Source organism: Streptomyces sp. YPW6, from assembly GCF_018866325.1.
GTDB lineage: Bacteria > Actinomycetota > Actinomycetes > Streptomycetales > Streptomycetaceae > Streptomyces.
In genome coordinates this window covers 3,359,251-3,377,901 of sequence record NZ_CP076457.1, presented here as the reverse complement: position 1 = coordinate 3,377,901, position 18,651 = coordinate 3,359,251, and the positions used below count along the sequence as shown (strand labels likewise).

Annotated in this window: 23 protein-coding genes; 7 read left to right on the top strand and 16 right to left on the bottom strand. The window is 70.6% G+C overall.

Annotation, left to right across the window (positions count from 1 at the left end; all coding sequences use genetic code 11):
• Positions 1–279: 279 nt before the first annotated feature.
• Together KME66_RS14845 and KME66_RS14840 are read right to left on the bottom strand one after the other, a co-directional pair.
• On the bottom strand, positions 280–1,746 hold the full coding sequence (locus KME66_RS14845; protein WP_216322740.1) for an ArsA family ATPase: 1,467 nt from the start codon (positions 1,744–1,746) through the stop codon (positions 280–282).
• On the bottom strand, positions 1,743–2,717 hold the full coding sequence (locus KME66_RS14840) for an ArsA-related P-loop ATPase (protein ID WP_216322738.1): 975 nt from the start codon (positions 2,715–2,717) through the stop codon (positions 1,743–1,745). The genes KME66_RS14845 and KME66_RS14840 overlap by 4 nt, the downstream gene beginning before the upstream one ends.
• A gap of 72 nt (positions 2,718–2,789) precedes the next feature.
• Here KME66_RS14840 and KME66_RS14835 point away from each other — a divergent pair, with 72 nt between their 5' ends.
• From KME66_RS14835 to KME66_RS14820, 4 genes are all read left to right on the top strand, one after another.
• Positions 2,790–2,948 carry a DUF4177 domain-containing protein gene (locus KME66_RS14835; protein WP_003967454.1) on the top strand — a complete coding sequence of 53 codons (159 nt, stop codon included), beginning with the start codon at positions 2,790–2,792 and terminating at the stop codon, positions 2,946–2,948.
• Entirely contained in the window at positions 2,948–3,418 is a 471-nt protein-coding gene (locus KME66_RS14830; RefSeq protein ID WP_216322736.1) for a RidA family protein, read from the top strand. Before KME66_RS14835 ends, KME66_RS14830 begins: the two co-directional genes overlap by 1 nt.
• A 335-nt stretch (positions 3,419–3,753) precedes the next feature.
• Entirely contained in the window at positions 3,754–4,650 is an 897-nt protein-coding gene (locus KME66_RS14825) for an NUDIX hydrolase (protein ID WP_073219221.1), read from the top strand.
• Entirely contained in the window at positions 4,647–5,486 is an 840-nt protein-coding gene (locus KME66_RS14820; RefSeq protein WP_216322733.1) for an MBL fold metallo-hydrolase, read from the top strand. The genes KME66_RS14825 and KME66_RS14820 overlap by 4 nt, the downstream gene beginning before the upstream one ends.
• Positions 5,487–5,694: 208 nt before the next feature.
• Here the strand turns inward: KME66_RS14820 and KME66_RS14815 are convergent, their stop codons facing one another.
• Positions 5,695–6,369, bottom strand: coding sequence for a Crp/Fnr family transcriptional regulator (locus tag KME66_RS14815; RefSeq protein WP_003967450.1), 675 nt, complete (start codon positions 6,367–6,369; stop codon positions 5,695–5,697).
• Between the two features lie 380 nt (positions 6,370–6,749).
• Here KME66_RS14815 and nth point away from each other — a divergent pair, with 380 nt between their 5' ends.
• The 3 genes from nth (at position 6,750) to KME66_RS14800 (ending at position 10,021) form a co-directional block, all read left to right on the top strand.
• Positions 6,750–7,790, top strand: coding sequence for an endonuclease III (gene nth / locus KME66_RS14810; RefSeq protein ID WP_253208343.1), 1,041 nt, complete (start codon positions 6,750–6,752; stop codon positions 7,788–7,790).
• Between the two features lie 172 nt (positions 7,791–7,962).
• A complete protein-coding gene (locus tag KME66_RS14805) occupies positions 7,963–8,724 on the top strand; it encodes a CoA pyrophosphatase (protein ID WP_073219232.1) in 762 nt (253 codons plus the stop codon).
• 91 nt (positions 8,725–8,815) lie between these two features.
• Positions 8,816–10,021, top strand: a complete 1,206-nt coding sequence (locus tag KME66_RS14800) for a MarP family serine protease (RefSeq protein WP_216322731.1) — start codon at positions 8,816–8,818, stop codon at positions 10,019–10,021.
• A 158-nt stretch (positions 10,022–10,179) separates the two neighbouring features.
• On the opposite strand, the gene KME66_RS33945 is transcribed toward KME66_RS14800, so the two are convergent.
• The 13 genes from KME66_RS33945 to KME66_RS14740 all read right to left on the bottom strand — a co-directional run bounded on the left by KME66_RS33945 (position 10,180) and on the right by KME66_RS14740 (position 18,651).
• Entirely contained in the window at positions 10,180–10,383 is a 204-nt protein-coding gene (locus KME66_RS33945; protein WP_073219238.1) for a hypothetical protein, read from the bottom strand.
• A 115-nt stretch (positions 10,384–10,498) separates the two neighbouring features.
• Positions 10,499–11,527: an alpha/beta hydrolase gene (locus tag KME66_RS14795; RefSeq protein WP_216322728.1), complete on the bottom strand. Its 1,029-nt coding sequence runs from the start codon at positions 11,525–11,527 to the stop codon at positions 10,499–10,501.
• Positions 11,524–12,063: a phage holin family protein gene (locus KME66_RS14790; protein WP_073219244.1), complete on the bottom strand. Its 540-nt coding sequence runs from the start codon at positions 12,061–12,063 to the stop codon at positions 11,524–11,526. Before KME66_RS14790 ends, KME66_RS14795 begins: the two co-directional genes overlap by 4 nt.
• A gap of 40 nt (positions 12,064–12,103) precedes the next feature.
• The gene (gene nhaA / locus KME66_RS14785) at positions 12,104–13,516 is read right to left on the bottom strand and encodes a Na+/H+ antiporter NhaA (protein ID WP_073219247.1); all 1,413 of its coding nucleotides are present in this window, start codon (positions 13,514–13,516) and stop codon (positions 12,104–12,106) included.
• A 356-nt stretch (positions 13,517–13,872) separates the two neighbouring features.
• Entirely contained in the window at positions 13,873–15,870 is a 1,998-nt protein-coding gene (locus tag KME66_RS14780) for a recombinase family protein (RefSeq protein ID WP_216322725.1), read from the bottom strand.
• An 89-nt stretch (positions 15,871–15,959) separates the two neighbouring features.
• Entirely contained in the window at positions 15,960–16,100 is a 141-nt protein-coding gene (locus KME66_RS14775; RefSeq protein ID WP_216322721.1) for a hypothetical protein, read from the bottom strand.
• The gene (thyX, locus tag KME66_RS14770; RefSeq protein WP_253208342.1) at positions 16,097–16,798 is read right to left on the bottom strand and encodes an FAD-dependent thymidylate synthase; all 702 of its coding nucleotides are present in this window, start codon (positions 16,796–16,798) and stop codon (positions 16,097–16,099) included. Before thyX ends, KME66_RS14775 begins: the two co-directional genes overlap by 4 nt.
• Positions 16,795–16,941 (bottom strand): hypothetical protein, encoded by a 147-nt coding sequence (locus tag KME66_RS14765; protein ID WP_216322719.1) that lies wholly within the window; start codon positions 16,939–16,941, stop codon positions 16,795–16,797. Before KME66_RS14765 ends, thyX begins: the two co-directional genes overlap by 4 nt.
• Complete coding sequence (locus KME66_RS14760; RefSeq protein WP_216322715.1) at positions 16,938–17,177, bottom strand: hypothetical protein; 240 nt, start codon at positions 17,175–17,177, stop codon at positions 16,938–16,940. The genes KME66_RS14765 and KME66_RS14760 overlap by 4 nt, the downstream gene beginning before the upstream one ends.
• Positions 17,178–17,191: 14 nt before the next feature.
• Complete coding sequence (locus KME66_RS14755) at positions 17,192–17,647, bottom strand: hypothetical protein (protein WP_216322712.1); 456 nt, start codon at positions 17,645–17,647, stop codon at positions 17,192–17,194.
• Entirely contained in the window at positions 17,644–17,856 is a 213-nt protein-coding gene (locus KME66_RS14750; RefSeq protein ID WP_216322709.1) for a hypothetical protein, read from the bottom strand. The genes KME66_RS14755 and KME66_RS14750 overlap by 4 nt, the downstream gene beginning before the upstream one ends.
• A complete protein-coding gene (locus tag KME66_RS14745) occupies positions 17,853–18,164 on the bottom strand; it encodes a hypothetical protein (RefSeq protein WP_216322706.1) in 312 nt (103 codons plus the stop codon). The genes KME66_RS14750 and KME66_RS14745 overlap by 4 nt, the downstream gene beginning before the upstream one ends.
• Positions 18,165–18,207: 43 nt before the next feature.
• A complete protein-coding gene (locus tag KME66_RS14740; RefSeq protein WP_216322703.1) occupies positions 18,208–18,651 on the bottom strand; it encodes a hypothetical protein in 444 nt (147 codons plus the stop codon).

Sequence of the window (18,651 nt, the reverse complement as noted above, 5' to 3'; positions counted from 1 at the left end):
TGTCGGCCGCAGGCCGTGCCGACTCAGGCCGTGTCCGGCAGGGCGTGCTGGTTCCGGACGGTGTCGGCTCCAGGCCGTGCCGGTCGTCCGCCGTGCGGGCTCCCGGCCGTGCGGGCTCCAGACTGTGCCGGTTGCCGACCGTCTCGGCCCCAAGGCGGTGGGGGCTCCCGGCCATGCCGGTCGTCCTCCAGGCCGGCTCCAGGCCGTGCCGGTCGTCCGCAGTGCGGGCTCCCGGCCGTGCGGGCTCCACGCCCACGCCCACTTCAGGCCGTGCCGGCTCTACGCGGCTCCGGCAGGCGCCGGGGCGGAGCCGTCCGCCAGCCGGTCGCCGATGGCCCGGAGGCCGTCCAGGTCGTGTACGTCGCCGGGCAGCGCCTCCACGGCCATCACCGGCACCTCCGGGTGGAGCACGGTGAAGCGGTCGCGGGTGCGCTTCTCGCGGGAGACGACCTGCATGCGCTCGGCGTGCAGGCGCAGCAGACCCGCCGTCAGCTCTTCGATGCTGATGGGGTCGGCCTCGTCCACCACGCGCGCGGCGTCGGTGGTTCCGGCGGTGTCGCCCTCGGGGGCGGTCGCGGCGTGCGCGATGTTCTCGTGGGGCGGCTCGTTCTCCGTCGTTTCCTGGTGCTCGGCTGAGGTCTGCGGACCGGACGCCTGCCCGGCCTCGGGGGAGAGGGGCGGCTCGGCCGTTCCGGAAGCGGTGACCGCCGGGTCGGGGGCTACCCGGTCACCAAAGCCAGCTTTCCCGGCCCGCTGATCCACAATGCGGGCGTCGTCAAGATTTTCTGCGGCGGTCAACGCCTGCTCCGCGGAGAGCCGTGCAGCCTCGCTGCCGTGCACGCGGTTGAGGACCAGGCCGGCCAGCGGCATCTGCTCGGCGGCCAGCCGTTCCACGAAGTAGGCGGCCTCGCGCAGTGCGTCCTGCTCCGGCGTCGCGACCACCAGAAAGGCCGTGCCGGGCGCCTGGAGCAGCTTGTACGTGGCGTCCGCGCGGCTGCGGAAGCCGCCGAACATGGTGTCCATCGCCGCGACGAACGTCTGGACGTCCCGCAGGAACTGCCCCCCGAGCAGCTTGCCCAGCGTGCCGCTCATCATCGACATGCCGACGTTGAGGAACTTCATCCCGGCCCGGCCGCCCACCTTCGCGGGCGCCATCAGCAGCCGGATGAACTTCCCGTCGAGGAACGACCCCAGCCGCTTCGGCGCGTCCAGGAAGTCCAGCGCGGAGCGCGAAGGCGGGGTGTCGACGATGATCAGGTCCCACTCGTCGCGCGCCCGCAGCTGCCCGAGCTTCTCCATCGCCATGTACTCCTGCGTACCGGCGAACCCGGCCGACAGGGACTGGTAGAAGGGGTTCTCCAGGATCGCCCTGGCCCGTTCGGCGTCGGCGTGCGCTTCGACGGTCTCGTCGAAGGTCCGCTTCATGTCGAGCATCATGGCGTGCAGTTCGCCGTCGCCGTCGATGCCGTCGACCCGGCGGGGCACGTTGTCCAGCTGGTCGATGCCCATGGACTGGGCGAGCCGGCGGGCCGGGTCGATGGTGAGGACGACGACCTTCCGGCCGCGCTCGGCGGCCCGTACGCCGAGGGCCGCGGCGGTCGTGGTCTTGCCGACGCCGCCGGAGCCGCAGCAGACGACGATCCGGATGCCCGGGTCGTCCAGCAGCGCGTCGGTGTCCAGCCCGGCCCCGGTGACCGCGTCCGAGCCCGTGCCGCCCTCGGCCACCGTGTCCGTGTCCGCGCTCATGCGTCCCCCCCTTCCCCCGCACCCTGCTTGCGGAGCTCCGTGGCCAGGTCGTGCAGCGCGGCGAGGTCCACCCCGTCGCCCATCAGCGGCAGCTCCACCGTCGGCAGGCCGAGACCGGCCAGCACCGCACGCTGCTCCCGCTCCAGGCCGACCCGCTCCGCGTGCTCGGCCGCCTGCGCGACCAGAGGACGTACGAGGGCGGCGGAACCTGTCACTCCGGCCCGGGTCAGCGTCTTGGCGATCTCCTTGCGCCGGCCGCCCGCGGCGGTGCGCAGGGCGTCCTCGTCCAGCAGATGCGGGCGGACCATGTTCACGAAGACGCTGCCCACGGGCAGGTCGGCGGCGCGCAGCTCGGCGATGCCGTCCGCGGTCTCCTGGACCGGCATCTCCTCCAGGAGGGTCACCAGGTGGACCGCGGTCTGCGGGGACTTCAGCACCCGCATCACCGCCTGGGCCTGGTGGTGTATCGGGCCGATCTTCGCCAGCCCGGCCACCTCGTCGTTGACGTTCAGGAAGCGGGTGACCCGGCCGGTCGGCGGGGCGTCCATGATCACGTGGTCGTAGACGAACCGGCCCTGCTTGTCCTTGCGGCGTACGGCTTCGCACGCCTTGCCGGTCAGCAGGACGTCCCGCACGCCGGGCGCGATGGTGGTGGCGAAGTCGATCGCGCCGAGCTTCTTCAGGGCCCGGCCCGCGCTGCCCAGCTTGTAGAACATCTGGAGGTAGTCGAGGAGCGCGCGCTCGGCGTCGATCGCCAGCGCGTACACCTCGCCGCCGCCCGGTGCGACGGCGATCTTGCGCTCCTCGTAGGGGAGCGCTCCGGAACCGAAGAGCTGGGCGATGCCCTGCCTGCCCTCGACCTCGACGAGGAGGGTGCGCCTGCCCTCGGTCGCGAGGGCGAGCGCGAGGGCGGCGGCGACCGTGGTCTTACCGGTACCGCCCTTGCCACTGACGACCTGGAACCTGCTCACGTATTCGAGCCTAACCAGTCCTGCCCCGGCCTACGCACGGGACCGTACGTGCCAGGCGTTACAGTCGGGCCCATGACCAAGTGGGAATACGCGACCGTGCCCCTTCTCGTGCACGCGACCAAGCAGATTCTGGACACCTGGGGCGAGGACGGCTGGGAGCTGGTCCAGGTCGTTCCCGGCCCGAACAACCCCGAGCAGCTCGTGGCCTACCTGAAGCGGGAGAAGGCGTAGTGGCGGGCGCCGTCGAGTCGCGCCTCGCCGAACTGGGCCTGACCCTGCCCGCCGTCGTGCCGCCGCTGGCCTCGTACCAGCCGGCCGTGCAGTCCGGGGTGTACGTGTACACCTCGGGCCAGCTGCCGATGGTGGACGGCAAACTGGCCGTCACCGGCAAGGTCGGCGCCGAGGTCACGCCGGACGAGGCGAAGGAGCTCGCCAAGACCTGCGCGCTCAACGCCCTGGCCGCCGTGAAGTCGGTCGCCGGTGACCTGGACCGGATCAAGCGCGTCGTGAAGGTCGTCGGCTTCGTCGCCTCGGCCTCCGACTTCACCGGCCAGCCCGCCGTGGTCAACGGCGCCAGCGAGCTGCTGGGCGAGGTCCTGGGCGACAAGGGCGTGCACGCGCGCAGCGCCGTGGGCGTGGCCGTGCTCCCGCTGGACGCGCCGGTCGAGGTCGAGGTCCAAGTGGAGCTCGTCGAAGCCTGAGGGGCTCTTCCCGTCCGTTTCTCGTACGTCGCGTACTTTCTCGTACGTCTTCGATCCCGCCCGGTCCCCGTGACCGGGCGGGATCGCGTGTACCGGGGCTCCGCGGCCGGGCGGGGCGCGGGTGCCCGGTGCCGGATGCCTGGACGGGGCGGATCACGGGTGTACGGCTGTCGCGTCGGGGGTCCGTGCCCCGGCTTACCGCCGGTGTGCGAGGGGTCGCGACGCGGCGGATCGCCTGGGTACGGGGCGTGTCGGGTGGGTACGGGGCTCGTCGGGCCGCCGTGATGACCAGGGAGCCTCTCGAACATCGGCGCGGTTCCGGATAGCCTCCGGCCATGTCCCAAGGTCAGTGGTACCCCCCGGAATGGCCCGACCGGATCCGGGCCCTCGCCGCCGGTGAGCTGACGGCCGTGACGCCCCGGCGGGCGGCCACGGTGATGCTGCTCCGCGACCGCGGGCCCCGGGCGGCGTCGCCGGGCCCCGTCGTGCACATGCTGCGCCGCCGTACGTCGATGGCGTTCGCCGGAGGCGCGTACGCCTATCCGGGGGGTGGCGTGGATCCGCGCGACGACGACCGGCTGATCGGGTGGGCCGGGCCCCCGTTGGAGCAGTGGGCCGACCGGCTCGGCGTGGCGACGGTCACCGAGGCGCAGGCCGTCGTCTGCGCGGCGGTGCGCGAGACGTTCGAGGAGGCGGGCGTCCTGCTCGCCGGGCCGACCGCCACGACCGTGGTCGGCGACACGACCGGGGACGACTGGGAGGCAGACCGGGAGGCGCTGGTCGCCCGGGACCTGTCCTTCGCGGAGTTCCTGGACCGGCGCGGCCTGGTGCTGCGCTCGGACCTGCTGGGCGCCTGGGCGCGCTGGATCACGCCGGAGTTCGAACCGCGCCGCTACGACACCTGGTTCTTCGTCGCCGCGCTCCCCGAGGGGCAGCGCACCCGGGACGTCTCCACCGAGGCCGACCGCACGGTGTGGATCGCCCCGGCGGAGGCCACCCGACGCTACGACGCGGGCGAGCTGCTGATGATGCCGCCCACCGTGACCACACTGCGGGCCCTCACGCCGTACGGCACGGCCGCCGAAGCTCTGGAGGCCGCCGATGTGCAGGACATGGCCCCGGTCCTCGCGCAGGCCCGGCTGGAGGGCGACGAGCTGGTGCTGACCTGGCCGGGACACGACGAGTTCACCAAGCACGTGCCCGCGGCGGGCGGGGGAGGCGGTGCCGCATGACCGACGCAGCCGCCCTGCCCGGACAGCCGCGCGGAGCCGTCGTCTCCGGGCCGGCGACCGCCCGTACGGTCAACGTCCTGGCGCCCAACCCGTCCGCGATGACGCTCGACGGGACGAACACCTGGATCGTGGCCGAGCCGGACTCGGACCTCGCCGTCGTCATCGATCCCGGGCCGCTCGACGACGTACATCTGCGGGCCGTGATGGAGGCGGTGGAGCGGTCCGGGCGGCGGGTCGGCCTCACGCTGCTCACGCATGGTCATCCCGACCACGCGGAGGGCGCGGGCCGGTTCGCGGAGCTGACGGGGACGAAGGTACGGGCCCTGGACCCGGCGCTCCGGCTGGGCGACGAAGGGATCGCGGCGGGCGACGTGATCACCACCGGCGGCCTGGAGCTGCGCGTGGTGCCGACGCCGGGGCACACCGCTGATTCGCTCTCGTTCCATCTGCCCGCCGACCGGGCGGTGCTGACGGGTGACACGGTCCTCGGCCGCGGTACGACGGTGGTCGCGCATCCGGACGGGCGGCTCGGCGACTACCTGGACTCGCTGCGGCGGCTGCGGTCGCTGACGGTCGACGACGGCGTCCACACGGTGCTCCCGGGCCACGGGCCGGTGCTGGAGGACGCGCAGGGGGCGGTGGAGTTCTACCTGGCCCACCGCGCTCACCGGCTCGCCCAGGTGGAGACGGCGGTGGAGGCAGGGCACCGTACGCCGGCGGACGTGGTGGCGGCGGTGTACGCCGACGTGGACCGCTCCCTGTGGCCGGCCGCCGAGCTGTCGGTACGGGCGCAGCTGGAATACCTGACCGAACACGGGCTGATCCAACAGGACTGAGCCCCCGGACGGACCGTGGCCCTGGGCCGGCACCGAGAGCCCTGGGTCGGCACCGGGGCCGTGGGGCCGGGCCCGGGACCCCGGTCAGCGCCGGGGCCGTCGGGCAGCGCCACCGTCCCCGGGACGGGCCGGGGGCGCGGGGCGGCGCCGGAGCCCCGGAACGGTCCGGGGCCCCGAGCGGGCGTTCGGGAGGGAGGGTCGCCGCGTCTCAGCGCGAGCGCTTCGCCAGCCGCTCGACGTCCAGCAGGATGACCGCGCGGGCCTCCAGACGCAGCCAGCCGCGGCCCGCGAAGTCCGCGAGCGCCTTGTTGACCGTCTCGCGGGAGGCGCCGACCAGCTGGGCCAGCTCCTCCTGCGTGAGGTCGTGCACGACGTGGATGCCTTCCTCCGACTGGACGCCGAAGCGGCGCGACAGGTCCAGGAGGGCGCGGGCGACCCGGCCCGGCACATCGGAGAAGACCAGGTCGGACATCTGGTCGTTGGTCTTGCGCAGCCGCCGGGCGACCGCGCGCAGCAGCGCGGTGGCGACCTCGGGCCGGGCGTTCAGCCACGGCTGCAGGTCGCCGTGGCCGAGGCCGAGGAGCTTGACCTCGGTCAGAGCGGAGGCGGTCGCCGTACGCGGGCCCGGGTCGAAGAGCGACAGCTCCCCGATCAGCTCGCCGGGGCCGAGCACGGCCAGCATGTTCTCGCGCCCGTCGGGCGAGGTGCGGTGGAGCTTCACCTTGCCCTCGGTGACCACGTACAGGCGGTCACCCTGGTCGCCCTCGTGGAACAGCGCGTCTCCGCGCGCGAGGGTCACCTCACTCATCGAGGCGCGGAGCTCCGCGGCCTGCTCGTCATCGAGCGCCGCGAAAAGCGGGGCGCGCCGCAGAACGTCGTCCACGAGTTCTCTCCTTGTCGGCCTGTCCAGGGAACCGTGGTCCCCATCATGCCGGACGGTAAAACAGTGCGATCAATCACAAACCAGTTTGACGCACGGGCGTGCCGGACCCTACGGCAGGGGGGCCGATCGGGGGCGGATACGCCGTGGCAAGGGTGGTTGTCGGTGCCTGGGCCTAGGCTGGCCGGGTGCCCGGATGGCCGGGGAGCGTGCAGGCCGAAGGGGCTGACGGGGTGACAAGGGGTGACGATTCCGCTCTGGGCGAACAGCCTCGGCCGCGCCCGGAGTGTGCCGCGAATGGCTCCCTCCGACCCCTCCGGGGCGCGCACGGATCCCCCGGAAGGCCGGGGAGATCGCTCGGGAAGTCGGCCAGGAGGTCCGCAGTGTCATCGTCAACGCCCGGTAAGTCCAGCACAGCGGATCAAACCGGGGCGTCCGGCGCAACGGGAGGGACCGGGAAGGCGGTCCCGGAGCGCACGACGGCGACCGAGGCGGGGGCGAAGGCAGGGGGCAAGCCTGCGACCAAGTCCGCGACCAAGACGCCGACCGAATCCGCAACCAAGGCGGCGGCCAAGCCTGCGGCCAAGTCGGCCCCGGCGCGCAAGGCGTCAGCGACGGCGGCCGCGGCCAAGGCGGCGGCCCCGCGCAAGGCGCCGAAGGCCGAATCCCATCTCGCGATGGTCCGCCGGGCACGCCGGATCAACCGCGAGCTCGCCGAGGTCTATCCGTACGCCCATCCCGAGCTGGACTTCCGCAACCCCTTCGAGCTCCTCGTGGCCACGGTCCTCTCGGCCCAGACCACCGACCTGAGGGTCAACCAGACGACGCCCGCGCTCTTCGCCGCGTACCCCACCCCCGAGGACATGGCGGCGGCGGTGCCGGAGGAGATGGAGGAGATCATCCGGCCGACCGGGTTCTTCCGGGCGAAGACGAAGTCGCTGCTGGGCCTCTCGGCGGCCCTCCGGGACGAGTTCGGCGGCGAGGTCCCGGGGCGTCTGGAGGACCTCGTCAAGCTGCCCGGCGTCGGCCGCAAGACCGCCAACGTCGTCCTCGGCAACGCTTTCGGAGTCCCGGGAATCACGGTCGACACGCACTTCGGGCGTCTGGTGCGGCGCTGGAAGTGGACGGACGAGGAGGACCCGGTGAAGGTCGAGGCGGTCGTCGCCGGGATCTTCCCCAAGAGCGAGTGGACGATGCTCTCGCACCGCGTCGTGTTCCACGGCCGCCGGATCTGCCACGCCCGCAAACCCGCCTGCGGGGCCTGCCCCATCGCCCCGCTCTGTCCGTCGTACGGGGAGGGCGAGACCGATCCGGACAAGGCCCGCAAGCTCCTGAAGTACGAGATGGGCGGCCGGCCGGGGCAGCGGCTCAGCCCGCCCGCCGACTACCCGGGCAAGCCCGCTCCCGCACTGGGGGAGGGGTGAGGAGTCTCGGCACGGATCGCCCCGGGAGCGGTTGAACAGCGCCCCGGGAGCAGATCCGTCCCGGGACGGATCCGTTGCCCAGGTTCACCCGCAGGGCGGAATCCCTCCCCAGGACGGAGGCGTCCGGAACGAAATGGCCGACGACGCGCGTTGTGAATCGACGGGGGTGCCTATGACGCACACGCATACACACAGCACGGCGCCGACCGGGAAGGGTCCCGCCGACAGGCCGCCGGGCCGCGGTCCCGTCAGCCGTGTTCCCGGCATGGCCGTCGACGTCACCACCGACGGCCTGCCCGCCTGGCTCGACCCCGTTGCCGGCGCCGCGCGCAGCGTCCGGCCGCAGCAGCTCAGCCGCTTTCTGCCGCCCGAGAACGGGTCGGGCCGGCAGTCCGCCGTCCTGATCCTGTTCGGTGAGGGGGAGCGCGGGCCCGAGCTGCTGCTCATGGAGCGGGCCGGGACCCTGCGCTCCCACGCCGGGCAGCCGTCCTTCCCCGGGGGCGCGCTGGATCCCGAGGACGGCGACCAGGCCACCACCGGGCCCCTGCGGGCGGCGCTGCGCGAGGCCGAGGAGGAGACCGGGCTCGACCCCCGGGGCGTCCAGCTCTTCGGCGTGCTCCCCCGGCTCTACATCCCGGTCAGCAGCTTCGTCGTGACGCCCGTGCTCGGCTGGTGGCGGGCGCCCAGCCCGGTCGGGGCGGTCGACCCGGCCGAGACGGCCCGGGTCTTCACGGTCCCCGTGGCGGATCTCACGGATCCCGCGAACCGGGCGACGGCCGTCCATCCGAGCGGACACAGCGGCCCGGCATTCCTGGTCGAATCGGCCCTGGTCTGGGGTTTCACGGCCGGAGTGATCGACCGGATCGTCCACTACGCGGGATGGGAACGCCCCTGGGACAGGACCAGACAGGTGCCGCTCGACTGGCGCTCATGACACGCTGGCTGTCCTGCTGCGCTGTTCCGGGCCTGGCCCGGACCCCGTCACCACCGACGGGCCAGGTGACGAAACTGCGAGGCTACAGACGGTGAACGTGCTGGACATCCTGCTGCTGGTGGCTGCCGTGTGGTTCGCGGTCATCGGCTACCGACAGGGTTTCGTCGTCGGCATCCTGTCGGTGATCGGCTTCCTCGGGGGCGGCCTCGTCGCCGTCTACCTGCTGCCGGTCATCTGGGACCGGGTGACCGAGGACGCCGAGGTCTCCACGGCGGTCGCCATCGGCGCGGTCGTCGTCGTGATCATCTGCGCCTCGATCGGTCAGGCCTTCACCACCCACCTGGGCAACAGACTCCGCCGGTACATCACGTGGTCGCCCGCCCGCGCCCTGGACGCCACCGGCGGCGCGCTGGTCAACGTGGTGGCCATGCTCCTGGTGGCCTGGATGATCGGCCTGCTCCTGGCGGGCACCTCGCTGCCGACCCTCGGCAAGGAGGTCCGCACCTCCTCGGTGCTGCTCGGGGTCGACCGGGTGATGCCGGAGCAGGCGCCCAGCTGGTTCCAGGACTTCTCGTCCGTCCTCGCGCAGAACGGCTTCCCCCAGGTCTTCAGCCCGTTCGCCAACGAGCCGATCACCGAGGTGAAGGCCCCGGACCCGGCCCTCGTGGGCAGCCCGGTGGCCGCCCGCGCCAAGAAGTCGATCGTGAAGGTCGTGGGGACGGCCCCGAGCTGCGGCAAGGTCCTCGAAGGGACCGGCTTCGTCTTCTCCGAGCGCCGGGTGATGACCAACGCCCACGTGGTCGGCGGCGTGGACGAGCCCACCGTCCAGATCGGCGGCGAGGGCCGGCTGTACGACGCGACGGTCGTCCTCTACGACTGGCAGCGCGACATCGCCGTCCTGGACGTCCCCGACCTGCGGGCCAGGCCGCTGCAGTTCACCGCCCCGGACGACGACGCGGAGACCGGCGACAGCGCGATCGTCGCGGGCTTCCCCGAGAACGGCGCGTACGACGTGCGCTCGGCCCGCGTCCGCGCCCGGATCAACGCCGACGGCCCGGACATCTACCACCGGGGCACGGTGCGCCGCGACGTGTACTCGCTCTTCGCGACGGTGCGCCAGGGCAACTCGGGCGGCCCGCTGCTCACTCCGGACGGAAAGGTGTACGGAGTGGTGTTCGCCAAGTCGCTCGACGACCCGGACACCGGCTACGCGCTGACGGCGGACGAGATCCGCGAGGACATCGAGATCGGCCGCACCGCCAACCAGCAGGTCGACAGTCAGGGGTGCGCCCTCTAAGGCCTGTCGGGGCCGTGTCGACTCCAGGGGCCCCCTCGGAGGCGGCCCGGTCGCGTCAGGCCCTCCTGAGGCGGCTCCCCGGGCTGCACCCTCAGGGCGCGCTCGTGGCCCCGGGGAGCTCTTCAGGCCGCGGGACGATCCTGGAGGCGGAGGCGGGGTCAGTTACGGGGGTGGCGGAGCCGTGCCGAGACCCAGCGGGCCCGGCGGCGGAGGATGCGGGAAATCCCGAGACGGGAACGGCGAAGGTCATGCACGTGGTGCACCCGGCCCCGGGGGCCGCTCCCCTCGTGAGTGCTCACACCGGCTGAGGCGGCGGAGCGGCGGTTGCGTGCTTCGTCAGTGAAGTCGTGCGTCCAGCCCATACCCCGACGTCTGCCCGTGACCCAAGGTCGGTAATCGTGCGCGAGTCAGCCAATTGGCCTATGCGGCAGGCAAGTGGCTGTTCGTCGGACACCTGTGCCCGGGAGGGGCCGGGTACTACCGGTCCGGCTCGGGATCCTTGAGCCAGTTGATGAGTTCGGTGGAGAAGCCGATCGGGTCCTCCTCGTGCGGGAAGTGCCCGACACCGTCGAAAAGTCGCCACCGGTAGGGCGCCTCGACGTACTGGCCGGACCCGGCCGAACTGCGCGTGCGGACCGCCGGATCGAGCGACCCGTGCAGGTGCAGCGTGGGCACCCGGACCGGGCGCTTCATCCGCCGGTTGAACTGGATACCGTCCGGACGCGCCATCGACCGCACCATCCAGCGGTACGGCTCGATCGAGCAATGCGCGGTCGAGGGAATGCACATGGCCCGCCGGTAGACGTCCAGGGTCTCCTCGTCGGGGAACTCCGGGGTGCGGGGACCCGCCCAGTCCTGGATGAGGTTCCCCACCAGGGCGGCGTCGTCCGCGACGAGCTGACGCTCCGGCAGCCACGGGCGCTGGAAGCCCCAGACGTACGATCCGGCCCGCGACTGGGCGAAGTCGGACAGCATCGAGGAGCGCCAGCGGCGCGGGTGCGGCATCGAGGAGACGACGAGCCGACGGACCAGCTTGGGCCGCATCACGGCGGCCGTCCAGGCGAGGTAACCGCCGAGGTCGTGGCCGACCAGGGCCGCGTCGGGCTCGCCGAGGGAGCGGATCACACCGGTGACGTCGAGGGCGAGGTTGGCGGGATCGTAACCCCGCGGCGTGCGGTCGCTGCCGCCCACCCCGCGCAGGTCCATCGCGACCGCCCGGAAGCCCGCGTCGGCGAGCGCGGCCATCTGGTGGCGCCAGGTCCACCAGAACTGCGGAAAGCCGTGCAGCAGGAGCACCAGCGGCCCCTCACCCAGCTCGGCGATGTGGAAGCGCGCACCGTTGGCCGCCACGTCGCGGTGGGTCCAGGGGCCGTCGAGCCGCACCGGCCCCCCGGCCGCGGCCCGGCCCGCGGGGGCCGGTGCCGGTGCGGCCGGGTCGGACGGGGTACCCGGAGCGGTCCGGTCCGGGCCCGTCGGGCCGAGTGCGCTGGAATCGGGAGCGGTCATGTGGACGAGCGTGCCACAGCGGCGGCCTCGTCCCGCCCCGAGCCGCTGCCCGCGTCCTTCTTCACCAGTGAACTGCCGGAGGCGGCGGAGCGCTCGATGATCGCGGCGGCCTCGATCGACGGGCGCGGATGCGGCTTGGCCTTCTGCAGGACGGCGGCGGTCTGCTTGGCGGAGGCGATGGACTTCTCCGGCGGCTTGACCTTCTTGAACTTCCGGACGCCCAGGAACGCCAGGAGCAGGCCCAGCGCGATGAACGCCCCGCCCACGATCAGGAACGACCAGGCGAGCCCGAGGCCCAGGTTGTGGATACCGTACGCCGCGGCGAAGCTCAGCACCGGAATCGAGAAGAGCGCGAACACGCCGGCGGCGACGAACGCGATGCTGCCGATCGCCCCGCGCTTGACGTCCTGCCGCACCTCTGCCTTGGCCAGGGCGATCTCGTCGTGCACCAGCGCGGACATCTCGGCCGTCGCCGAGGCGACCAGCTGCCCGATGCTGCGGTCCGTGCTGCCCGCGTAGTTGCCGGGGTCGCTCATCCCTGACTTCCTCTCCGTCCTTGACACATCCGATGTCAGATCATGCCGGACTGTTCGGCTTGTCGCTCGCTGCCCCCGCCCGCTCTTCGGCGAGCCGGCGGTGTTCGGCCGCCTTGCGCTCGAGAATGGCGGCCATGCGCAGGTGATACTGCGGATCATCCTGCTCGTAGATGTCCGGTACCCCGGATTCGTCCTCGTCCAGCTCCTCGGCGTCCAGAAGCTCCTTGTACTTGCGTACCCGCATCTTGAGCAGCACACAGGCGAGCAGGGCGGCGATCAGCGAACCGAGCAGCACGGCGGCCTTGATCTCGTTCACCATCTCCGTGTCGCCCTCGAAGGCGAGCTCGCCGATGAGCAGGGAGACGGTGAACCCGATGCCGGCGAGGGAGGCGAGGGCCAGCACGTCGGCCCAGGCCAGGTCCTTGTTCAGCTCGGCCTTGGTGAAGCGGGCGGCCAGATACGTGCCGCCGAAGATGCCCACGGTCTTGCCGACGACGAGGCCGAGGACGACACCGAGCGTCTCGGGCCGGGTGAAGACGCCCGCCAGCGCCTCGCCGTTCAGCGCGACCCCGGCCGAGAACAGGGCGAACAGCGGAACGGCGATCCCGGCCGACAGCGGGCGGACCAGGTGCTCGATGTGCTCGCCGGGGGAGTGCTTCTCGCCCTCGCGGCGGCTGCAGCGCAGCATCAGGCCCATGGCGACGCCGGCGATGGTGGCGTGGATGCCGCTGTTGTACATCAGGCCCCAGATCACCAGGGCGAGCGGGATGTAGACGTACCAGCCCCGGACCTCGAAGCGGAGGAGGAGGTAGAAGACGGCCAGGCCGAGCACGGCCCCGCCGAGCGCCAGGAAGTTCAGGTCCGAGGTGAAGAACACCGCGATGATCAGGATCGCGAAGAGGTCGTCGACGACGGCGAGGGTGAGCAGGAAGGCGCGCAGCGCGGACGGCAGGGAGGTGCCGATCACCGCGAGGACGGCGAGGGCGAAGGCGATGTCGGTGGCGGTCGGGACCGCCCAGCCGTCCATCGAGCCGCCCCCGGCGAGCGTGGTGACGGCGTAGACGAGGGCGGGTACGGCCATTCCGCACAGAGCGGCGACCACCGGGAGGGCCGCGGCCTTCGGGTCGCGGAGTTCGCCCGCGACCAGTTCGCGCTTCAGCTCGACACCGGCGACGAAGAAGAAGACGGCGAGCAGCCCGTCCGCCGCCCAGTGCGCCACCGAGAGGTCCAGGCCGAGGAAGCCGGGGCCGAAGTGGAAGTCGCTGACGGCGTCGTAGGAGCCGCCGAAGGCGTTGGCCCATACGAGGGCGGCGACGGCCGCGACCAGCAGCAGCATCCCGCCGACCGTCTCGGTCCGGAGGGCCTCCGCGACGTAGTTGCGCTCCGGGAGCGAGAGCCTGCCGAGCAGCGGACGCTGAGGCGGTGTGGGAGTGGGCGGGGTGGGCTGGGCCACGAGGGAGTCCTCCAGGTCGGAGCGGCGTGTGGGTACGACTGGGCAGCGTGCCGACCAGACTTCCCGGCGCCCCTGTGGAGATGTTCTCTGGAGTTGTCGATGAATCGCCTACTCTACCGGGGGCCTACCGAGCAAAGTCGTACTAGGTGATCGTCATCTTCATGCCGACGGGCACCCGGCGCGTCGCCGGGTGCCCGTCGGAGCTGCACTCATGTGGCCGTACGTGCACGGCCCTGTTCGTACAGTGGTGCGTTTGTGCGCTGGCGCGTTCGCGTGGTGGTGCGCTCGCGCGGTGATTCCGTGCCGTCAGTCCTCGTCGGACGAGGAGGACGGCAGCTGCGTGGTGATCAGGTCCATCACGGAGGAGTCGGTGAACTCCGTGCGCCCACGTCACCAAGCTCTCCGTTCTTGGAACCCACGCCCTGACCTGCGGAAACACCGCTCGCACCCGAGTCGATCGCGCCCGTCACCCGCATGGGGGGCAAGCTGAACTGCGGTGCAGCCGACACCGACCGATGCGAGGACAGGACCTTCAGTGCCTGCCGGTACTCGCCGCTCTCGTCCCAGTGCCGGACCCGGCGCATCAGCGTGGCGTAGGCCCGGCCGCCAAGGCGCTCGTCCTTGCCGTACTCCGCCCAGTTCCGCCCCGTGGCGACCTTCTCCAGGACCACCTCGAACGCACCGCGCACGTCCTTCCACTTCTGAGTATTCGAGATGATCGACGAGACCTTGTCCCACATCTCGTCAGTCAGCTCGGCCGGCACCGGCGTGCCGGTATCCCAGTGCCACTTCGAGATGGGGTCGAAGTTCCCCGAGCGGTGCACCTTCGCGGTGCCCTCGACCTGAACCCGGATGTCGAGCATCTCGATCAAGTCGGCCTGCTCGCGCTTGGTCAGCTTCCCGATCTTGGTGCGCAGCTTGTCCGCAGCCGCCAGGACCTGAAGGGCTCGCTCCTCTTCACTCTCGACGTCGGCGATCCAGGACTCGACCCGCTCCCGCTCCTGGAGCAAGTCGCCCTCCTCCTCCTTGTACCGCTCCTTCAGCTCGGCGATCTCCTGCCGCATCTCCTCGGCGAAGTCGTCGTCCTCGTCGTCATCGTCGATCTCGACGGCTGCGACCAGTCGGGCGATGGCCTTCTTCCGGGTCTTGCGCTTCTTCTCCATCGTCTCGTCGATCTCGGCGAGCCTGCGACGGTAGGACTCCAGGCGGGCCGGGGTCGTGCCGAGCGCCTCCTTGATCAGCTCGTGCAGCCGGTCCCGGTCGGCGACAAGGCTGGACACCTCCGCCATCACCGCCGCCTCCACGTCGTCCGCGTACAGCGACTGGCACTCGTGCTCGTACTCGCCGTCGCGCACCTTCTGGCACCGGTACTTACGGGTGCCGCTGCGGTTGTCGATGCCGCCGACCATGCCCGCGCCGCACAGGCTGATCAGGCGTGTAGAGAGGGGGTAGTCGTTCGAGGCGCTCTTGGTCTTCGCGGACCGTGCGAACGCTTCCATGGTGGCCAGGGCGCGATCGGCCGGGATGATCTCGGGGAGCGTCAGGATGTGAACCTGCTCGTCCTCGGTGCCGGCGGCGAAGGTGAACTCGACGAACCCGGTCAGCGCCTTCTTCACGCGCTGGGCGAGGTTGCTGCCGTCCCACAGGTGACCCTTGCGGGTCCGGTACCCGAGGGCGTTCAGCTTCTTGGCCACGTCGCCACGGGTCAGGTACTCGGTGGAATCGACGAGGAACTCGACGGCCTTCTCGATGACCACTGCTTCGAGCGGGTTGACCACGATGTCCCCGGTCTCGGGGTCGATCATGTAGCCGTACGGGATGCCGCCGTGCGGCCAGCCGCCGGCCATCACCTTCTGAATCCGGCCGCTCATCGTGCGCTCAAGGATCAGGGCGTGTTCCATCTCCGCCATGTAGGCCAGGAGCGCCAGCGTCACCCCGAACATGTCCGACTCGGAGTCGATCCGGCTATCCGCGGTGACGACGCGGACCTTGCGGCCCTCCTCGACCTCGATGTCGGTCGTGTCGTACACCCAGCGGTGGATGTTCTTCATCGTGCGGCCGATGCGGTCCAGCTTGCCGAAGATGACGAGGTCGATCTTCCCGGCAGCGATGGCCGCGTTCATCCGGTCCAGATCCTCGCGCTCGGCGAGCTTCCCGGATATGCCGCCGTCTGTGTAGACGTCCACGATCACGTAGTTGCCGACGCCCAGCATCAGGTTGAGCCATGTTCGGCAAAGGTTGTCCTGCGCATCAAGGCCGAAACCGTCGACCTGTTTCGTCGTACTAACACGCCGATACAGGGCGACGCGCCAGCGCCTACGCATCTTCTGACCAGGCAGAAGGGCCTTACTCACGCTGTCTCCTTAATGCACGACGGAGGCACCCCGTGCTGGGATGCCCCCGTGGGAACGTGTGTAAATCTAACTGAACTGTGTAAGTGTGTCTAACTCTTCTCGTCTTCGTCGTCGTCCGCCATGAGGCGGAGCATCATCGTCGCGAAGCGCGTGCGCTTCTCTCTGCTCCACTCGACCTCGCGCCACTCGGCCGTGACCTGCGGATACGGGCTGGTTAGCACGTCTATCACGGTGCCACCCGGCCGTGCTTCTCGAAAGCGGCGTGGGTTACCGGCATCTGCTCGGCGAAGTGGGCCTCCATCTGCTCGGCCACCATCTCGATTTCCCGGAGCGGGAAGCTCGGGACCTTCGAGTTCTCCTTGCTGGTCCGCAGGCTCAGGAAGTGCATGAGCGAGCGGGCGTTGCAGGTGGCGAAGAAGGAGGTGTAGACGCCGACCGGCAGGACGTTGCGCGCTACCTCGCGGGCGATGCCGGCGCGAAGTTGGACCTGGTACGAGGACCAGGCGTGACGATAGGACTCCTTCGCCACACCCGAGGCGACCATCCACTGAAGGTCAGTGCCGACCGTGAAGGTGTAGGCGCCGGGTTTGCCCGTCTGAACCAGTTTCCGTTCGGGCGGCGGCAGGTAGAACACGGGGTTCAGCTCTTTGTAGCGCCCGGACTCCTCGTTGTAGCTCCAGCCCGCTCGGTGGCGGAAGAACTCTCTCGCGACGAAGATCGGCGCCTCGATGTAGAAGCTGAACGAGTTGTGCTCGAAGGGACTCCCGTGCCGGTCCCGCATCAGGAAGTTGATCAGGCCCTTGGTCGAGCCTTGCGCGTCTACGGCCTCCGCTCCGAGCGTGCTCACTCTCGCGGCCTGGGTGACGTCGTAGTCCATGGCGCTGGTGCGTACGGCCTTGACGGTGACATCTGAGCGGGTGGTGATCACGGGGTGACGTCCTTCGTGTGGTGTGCGGCGGGAGTCTTGAGGGCCGGCGCCTGGGCGGGCGAGGCGAGCAGCAGAACGAGCAGCAGGGCAAGGGCAAGGACCGTGGAGACCCAACAGGCGCTCCGTCCGACTATCACACTCATGCCGCGAGCGCCCCTTCGTAGGCGCGGCGGGACATGCTCGTCATGTGCCACGCGCTGAAGTCGCACTCGTAGACGCGGCCCTCGACCTTCAGCCCGCGACGCGTGCCCCTGACGTCAGCCCGGCGGGTTCGCTTCGCCTGCGCCCGGCCCATGGCCTTCTCGGCATCTCCGCGGGAGTCGAATCCCCGCTTCTGGCCGCAGTCGCAGTGCGTCCAGTCGACGGTCTTGAAGCTCATCTCGATCGTGCTCCTTACTTCTTGCTCTTGGTCTTTGGTGCGTCCTTCACGAACTTGCCGCAGGCGCATCCGCCGAGGTGGCACTGGCCACGGCTCGCGCCAACCGATGAGTGCATGAACGGGGGGTGGCCGCACTGTGGGTTGTAGCAGTAGCCGGGCCAGCCGGCCTTTCCGTCGTGGTTGGCGAGTGCGATGCCCGAGGACGTCAGGGGGATGACTCGCCCCGTACCGCCGAAGCTCATCTTCTTCGCGAAGGCTTCCGCTTCAGCGGTGGAACCGAAGGGCCCGTAGTTCAGGCCCTTCGATCCGTCCGCCCATCGGTGCGTGAGGACCCAGAGGTCTCGCATCTGGAGGATCGCCCCCATCTCCTTCAGCAGGGCCTTGGCCATCTGGTCGGGAGACTCGAAGGTCGGGTCCACCAGGATGTCGACGACCGCCTGGTACTCGTGCTTCCGAGGAGTGATCCTCATGCAGCGCACTCGGGGCAGGAGTGGCGCGGCCGGTTCGGGTGGCTCTGGCAGATCACCGTCACCTCGTACGTGTGACCCTCGCCTTCGGGGTCGTCGCGCATCTCGCGTGCGATCCCCTCCCCGATCCGCCGGCCGGCCTCGCCGTACAGCCGGTCATAGAAGCACTCGCCATCTTCGAAGACGCCGTACTCGACGCCTCCCCCGCTCACCGCTGCCCCTCGCTCGACGGCTCCAGCTCGGGGAAGGCGTTGCCCACCTGTTCTATCGCCCAGTCCCACATCGACTCGGTCTCAGCCTCGGTCAGGTGGTCCGACCACCCCTCCAGGAAATCCGTACCCCTGTCGTGCAGCACCTCCTTCACCGTGGCGAGCACCTTCGCCCTGCTCAGGTTCGACAGGGGGCCATCCTCGAAGATGTCGTGGTCGCGGTAAGCGCTGGCGAGTGCCGTCGCCATCGTCGCCCGCCCCACCCGATGCGTCACCCGCAGGTCGAACCGGTACAGCCCATCCTTGCTCAACGTGGCTTTCACTGGCACCCTCTCGCTAGTACGTCTATCACACTCAGGCCGGCAGGAGCGCGATCAGCTTGCCGAGCAGCTCCACCAGATCTTCGCGGCCGGCGTGCCCGTAGTTGTCCACGGTTTCGTCGTACGCAGGAAGGGCCGAGTCGAGGACGCCACCTTCCTCGTCCTCGAACGAGGCGATCACGCGCTCGCGCTCGTCCTCGCGGGCCTGGTACGCGGCCACCAGGGCGGCGAGCTGCTCGGTCAGGCTGGGGGTGGTCTCGACGGTGCTCACTTCGGTATTCCTCTCGATGACGCGCGCTCCGTATCGGCGCGTGTTTACGTAGGTCCAGGTGTTCCAGGTGGTACCGGCCGGCTTGGCGGCGTCGGTCCAGTCGCCGGCCGCGTCTTTCCGGCGGACGCTCCCGCGCTTGTCGAGGATCTCGATGGCCGAGCCGGCGGGGAGGGCGTCGAGGTCTGCGATCCGCTCGACGTGAGTCAC

What these genes read in the sequence shown, in the direction of transcription:
- KME66_RS14755 (WP_216322712.1), bottom strand. Translation starts at nt 17,647, where the DNA reads ATGAGGATCACTCCTCGGAAGCACGAGTACCAGGCGGTCGTCGACATC.
- KME66_RS14820 (WP_216322733.1), top strand. Translation starts at nt 4,647, where the DNA reads ATGACCGACGCAGCCGCCCTGCCCGGACAGCCGCGCGGAGCCGTCGTC.
- KME66_RS14760 (WP_216322715.1), bottom strand. Translation starts at nt 17,177, where the DNA reads ATGAGCTTCAAGACCGTCGACTGGACGCACTGCGACTGCGGCCAGAAG.
- KME66_RS14805 (WP_073219232.1), top strand. Translation starts at nt 7,963, where the DNA reads ATGACGCACACGCATACACACAGCACGGCGCCGACCGGGAAGGGTCCC.
- KME66_RS14835 (WP_003967454.1), top strand. Translation starts at nt 2,790, where the DNA reads ATGACCAAGTGGGAATACGCGACCGTGCCCCTTCTCGTGCACGCGACC.
- KME66_RS14825 (WP_073219221.1), top strand. Translation starts at nt 3,754, where the DNA reads ATGTCCCAAGGTCAGTGGTACCCCCCGGAATGGCCCGACCGGATCCGG.
- KME66_RS14790 (WP_073219244.1), bottom strand. Translation starts at nt 12,063, where the DNA reads ATGAGCGACCCCGGCAACTACGCGGGCAGCACGGACCGCAGCATCGGG.
- KME66_RS14795 (WP_216322728.1), bottom strand. Translation starts at nt 11,527, where the DNA reads ATGACCGCTCCCGATTCCAGCGCACTCGGCCCGACGGGCCCGGACCGG.
- KME66_RS33945 (WP_073219238.1), bottom strand. Translation starts at nt 10,383, where the DNA reads ATGGGCTGGACGCACGACTTCACTGACGAAGCACGCAACCGCCGCTCC.
- KME66_RS14765 (WP_216322719.1), bottom strand. Translation starts at nt 16,941, where the DNA reads ATGAGTGTGATAGTCGGACGGAGCGCCTGTTGGGTCTCCACGGTCCTT.
- KME66_RS14845 (WP_216322740.1), bottom strand. Translation starts at nt 1,746, where the DNA reads ATGAGCGCGGACACGGACACGGTGGCCGAGGGCGGCACGGGCTCGGAC.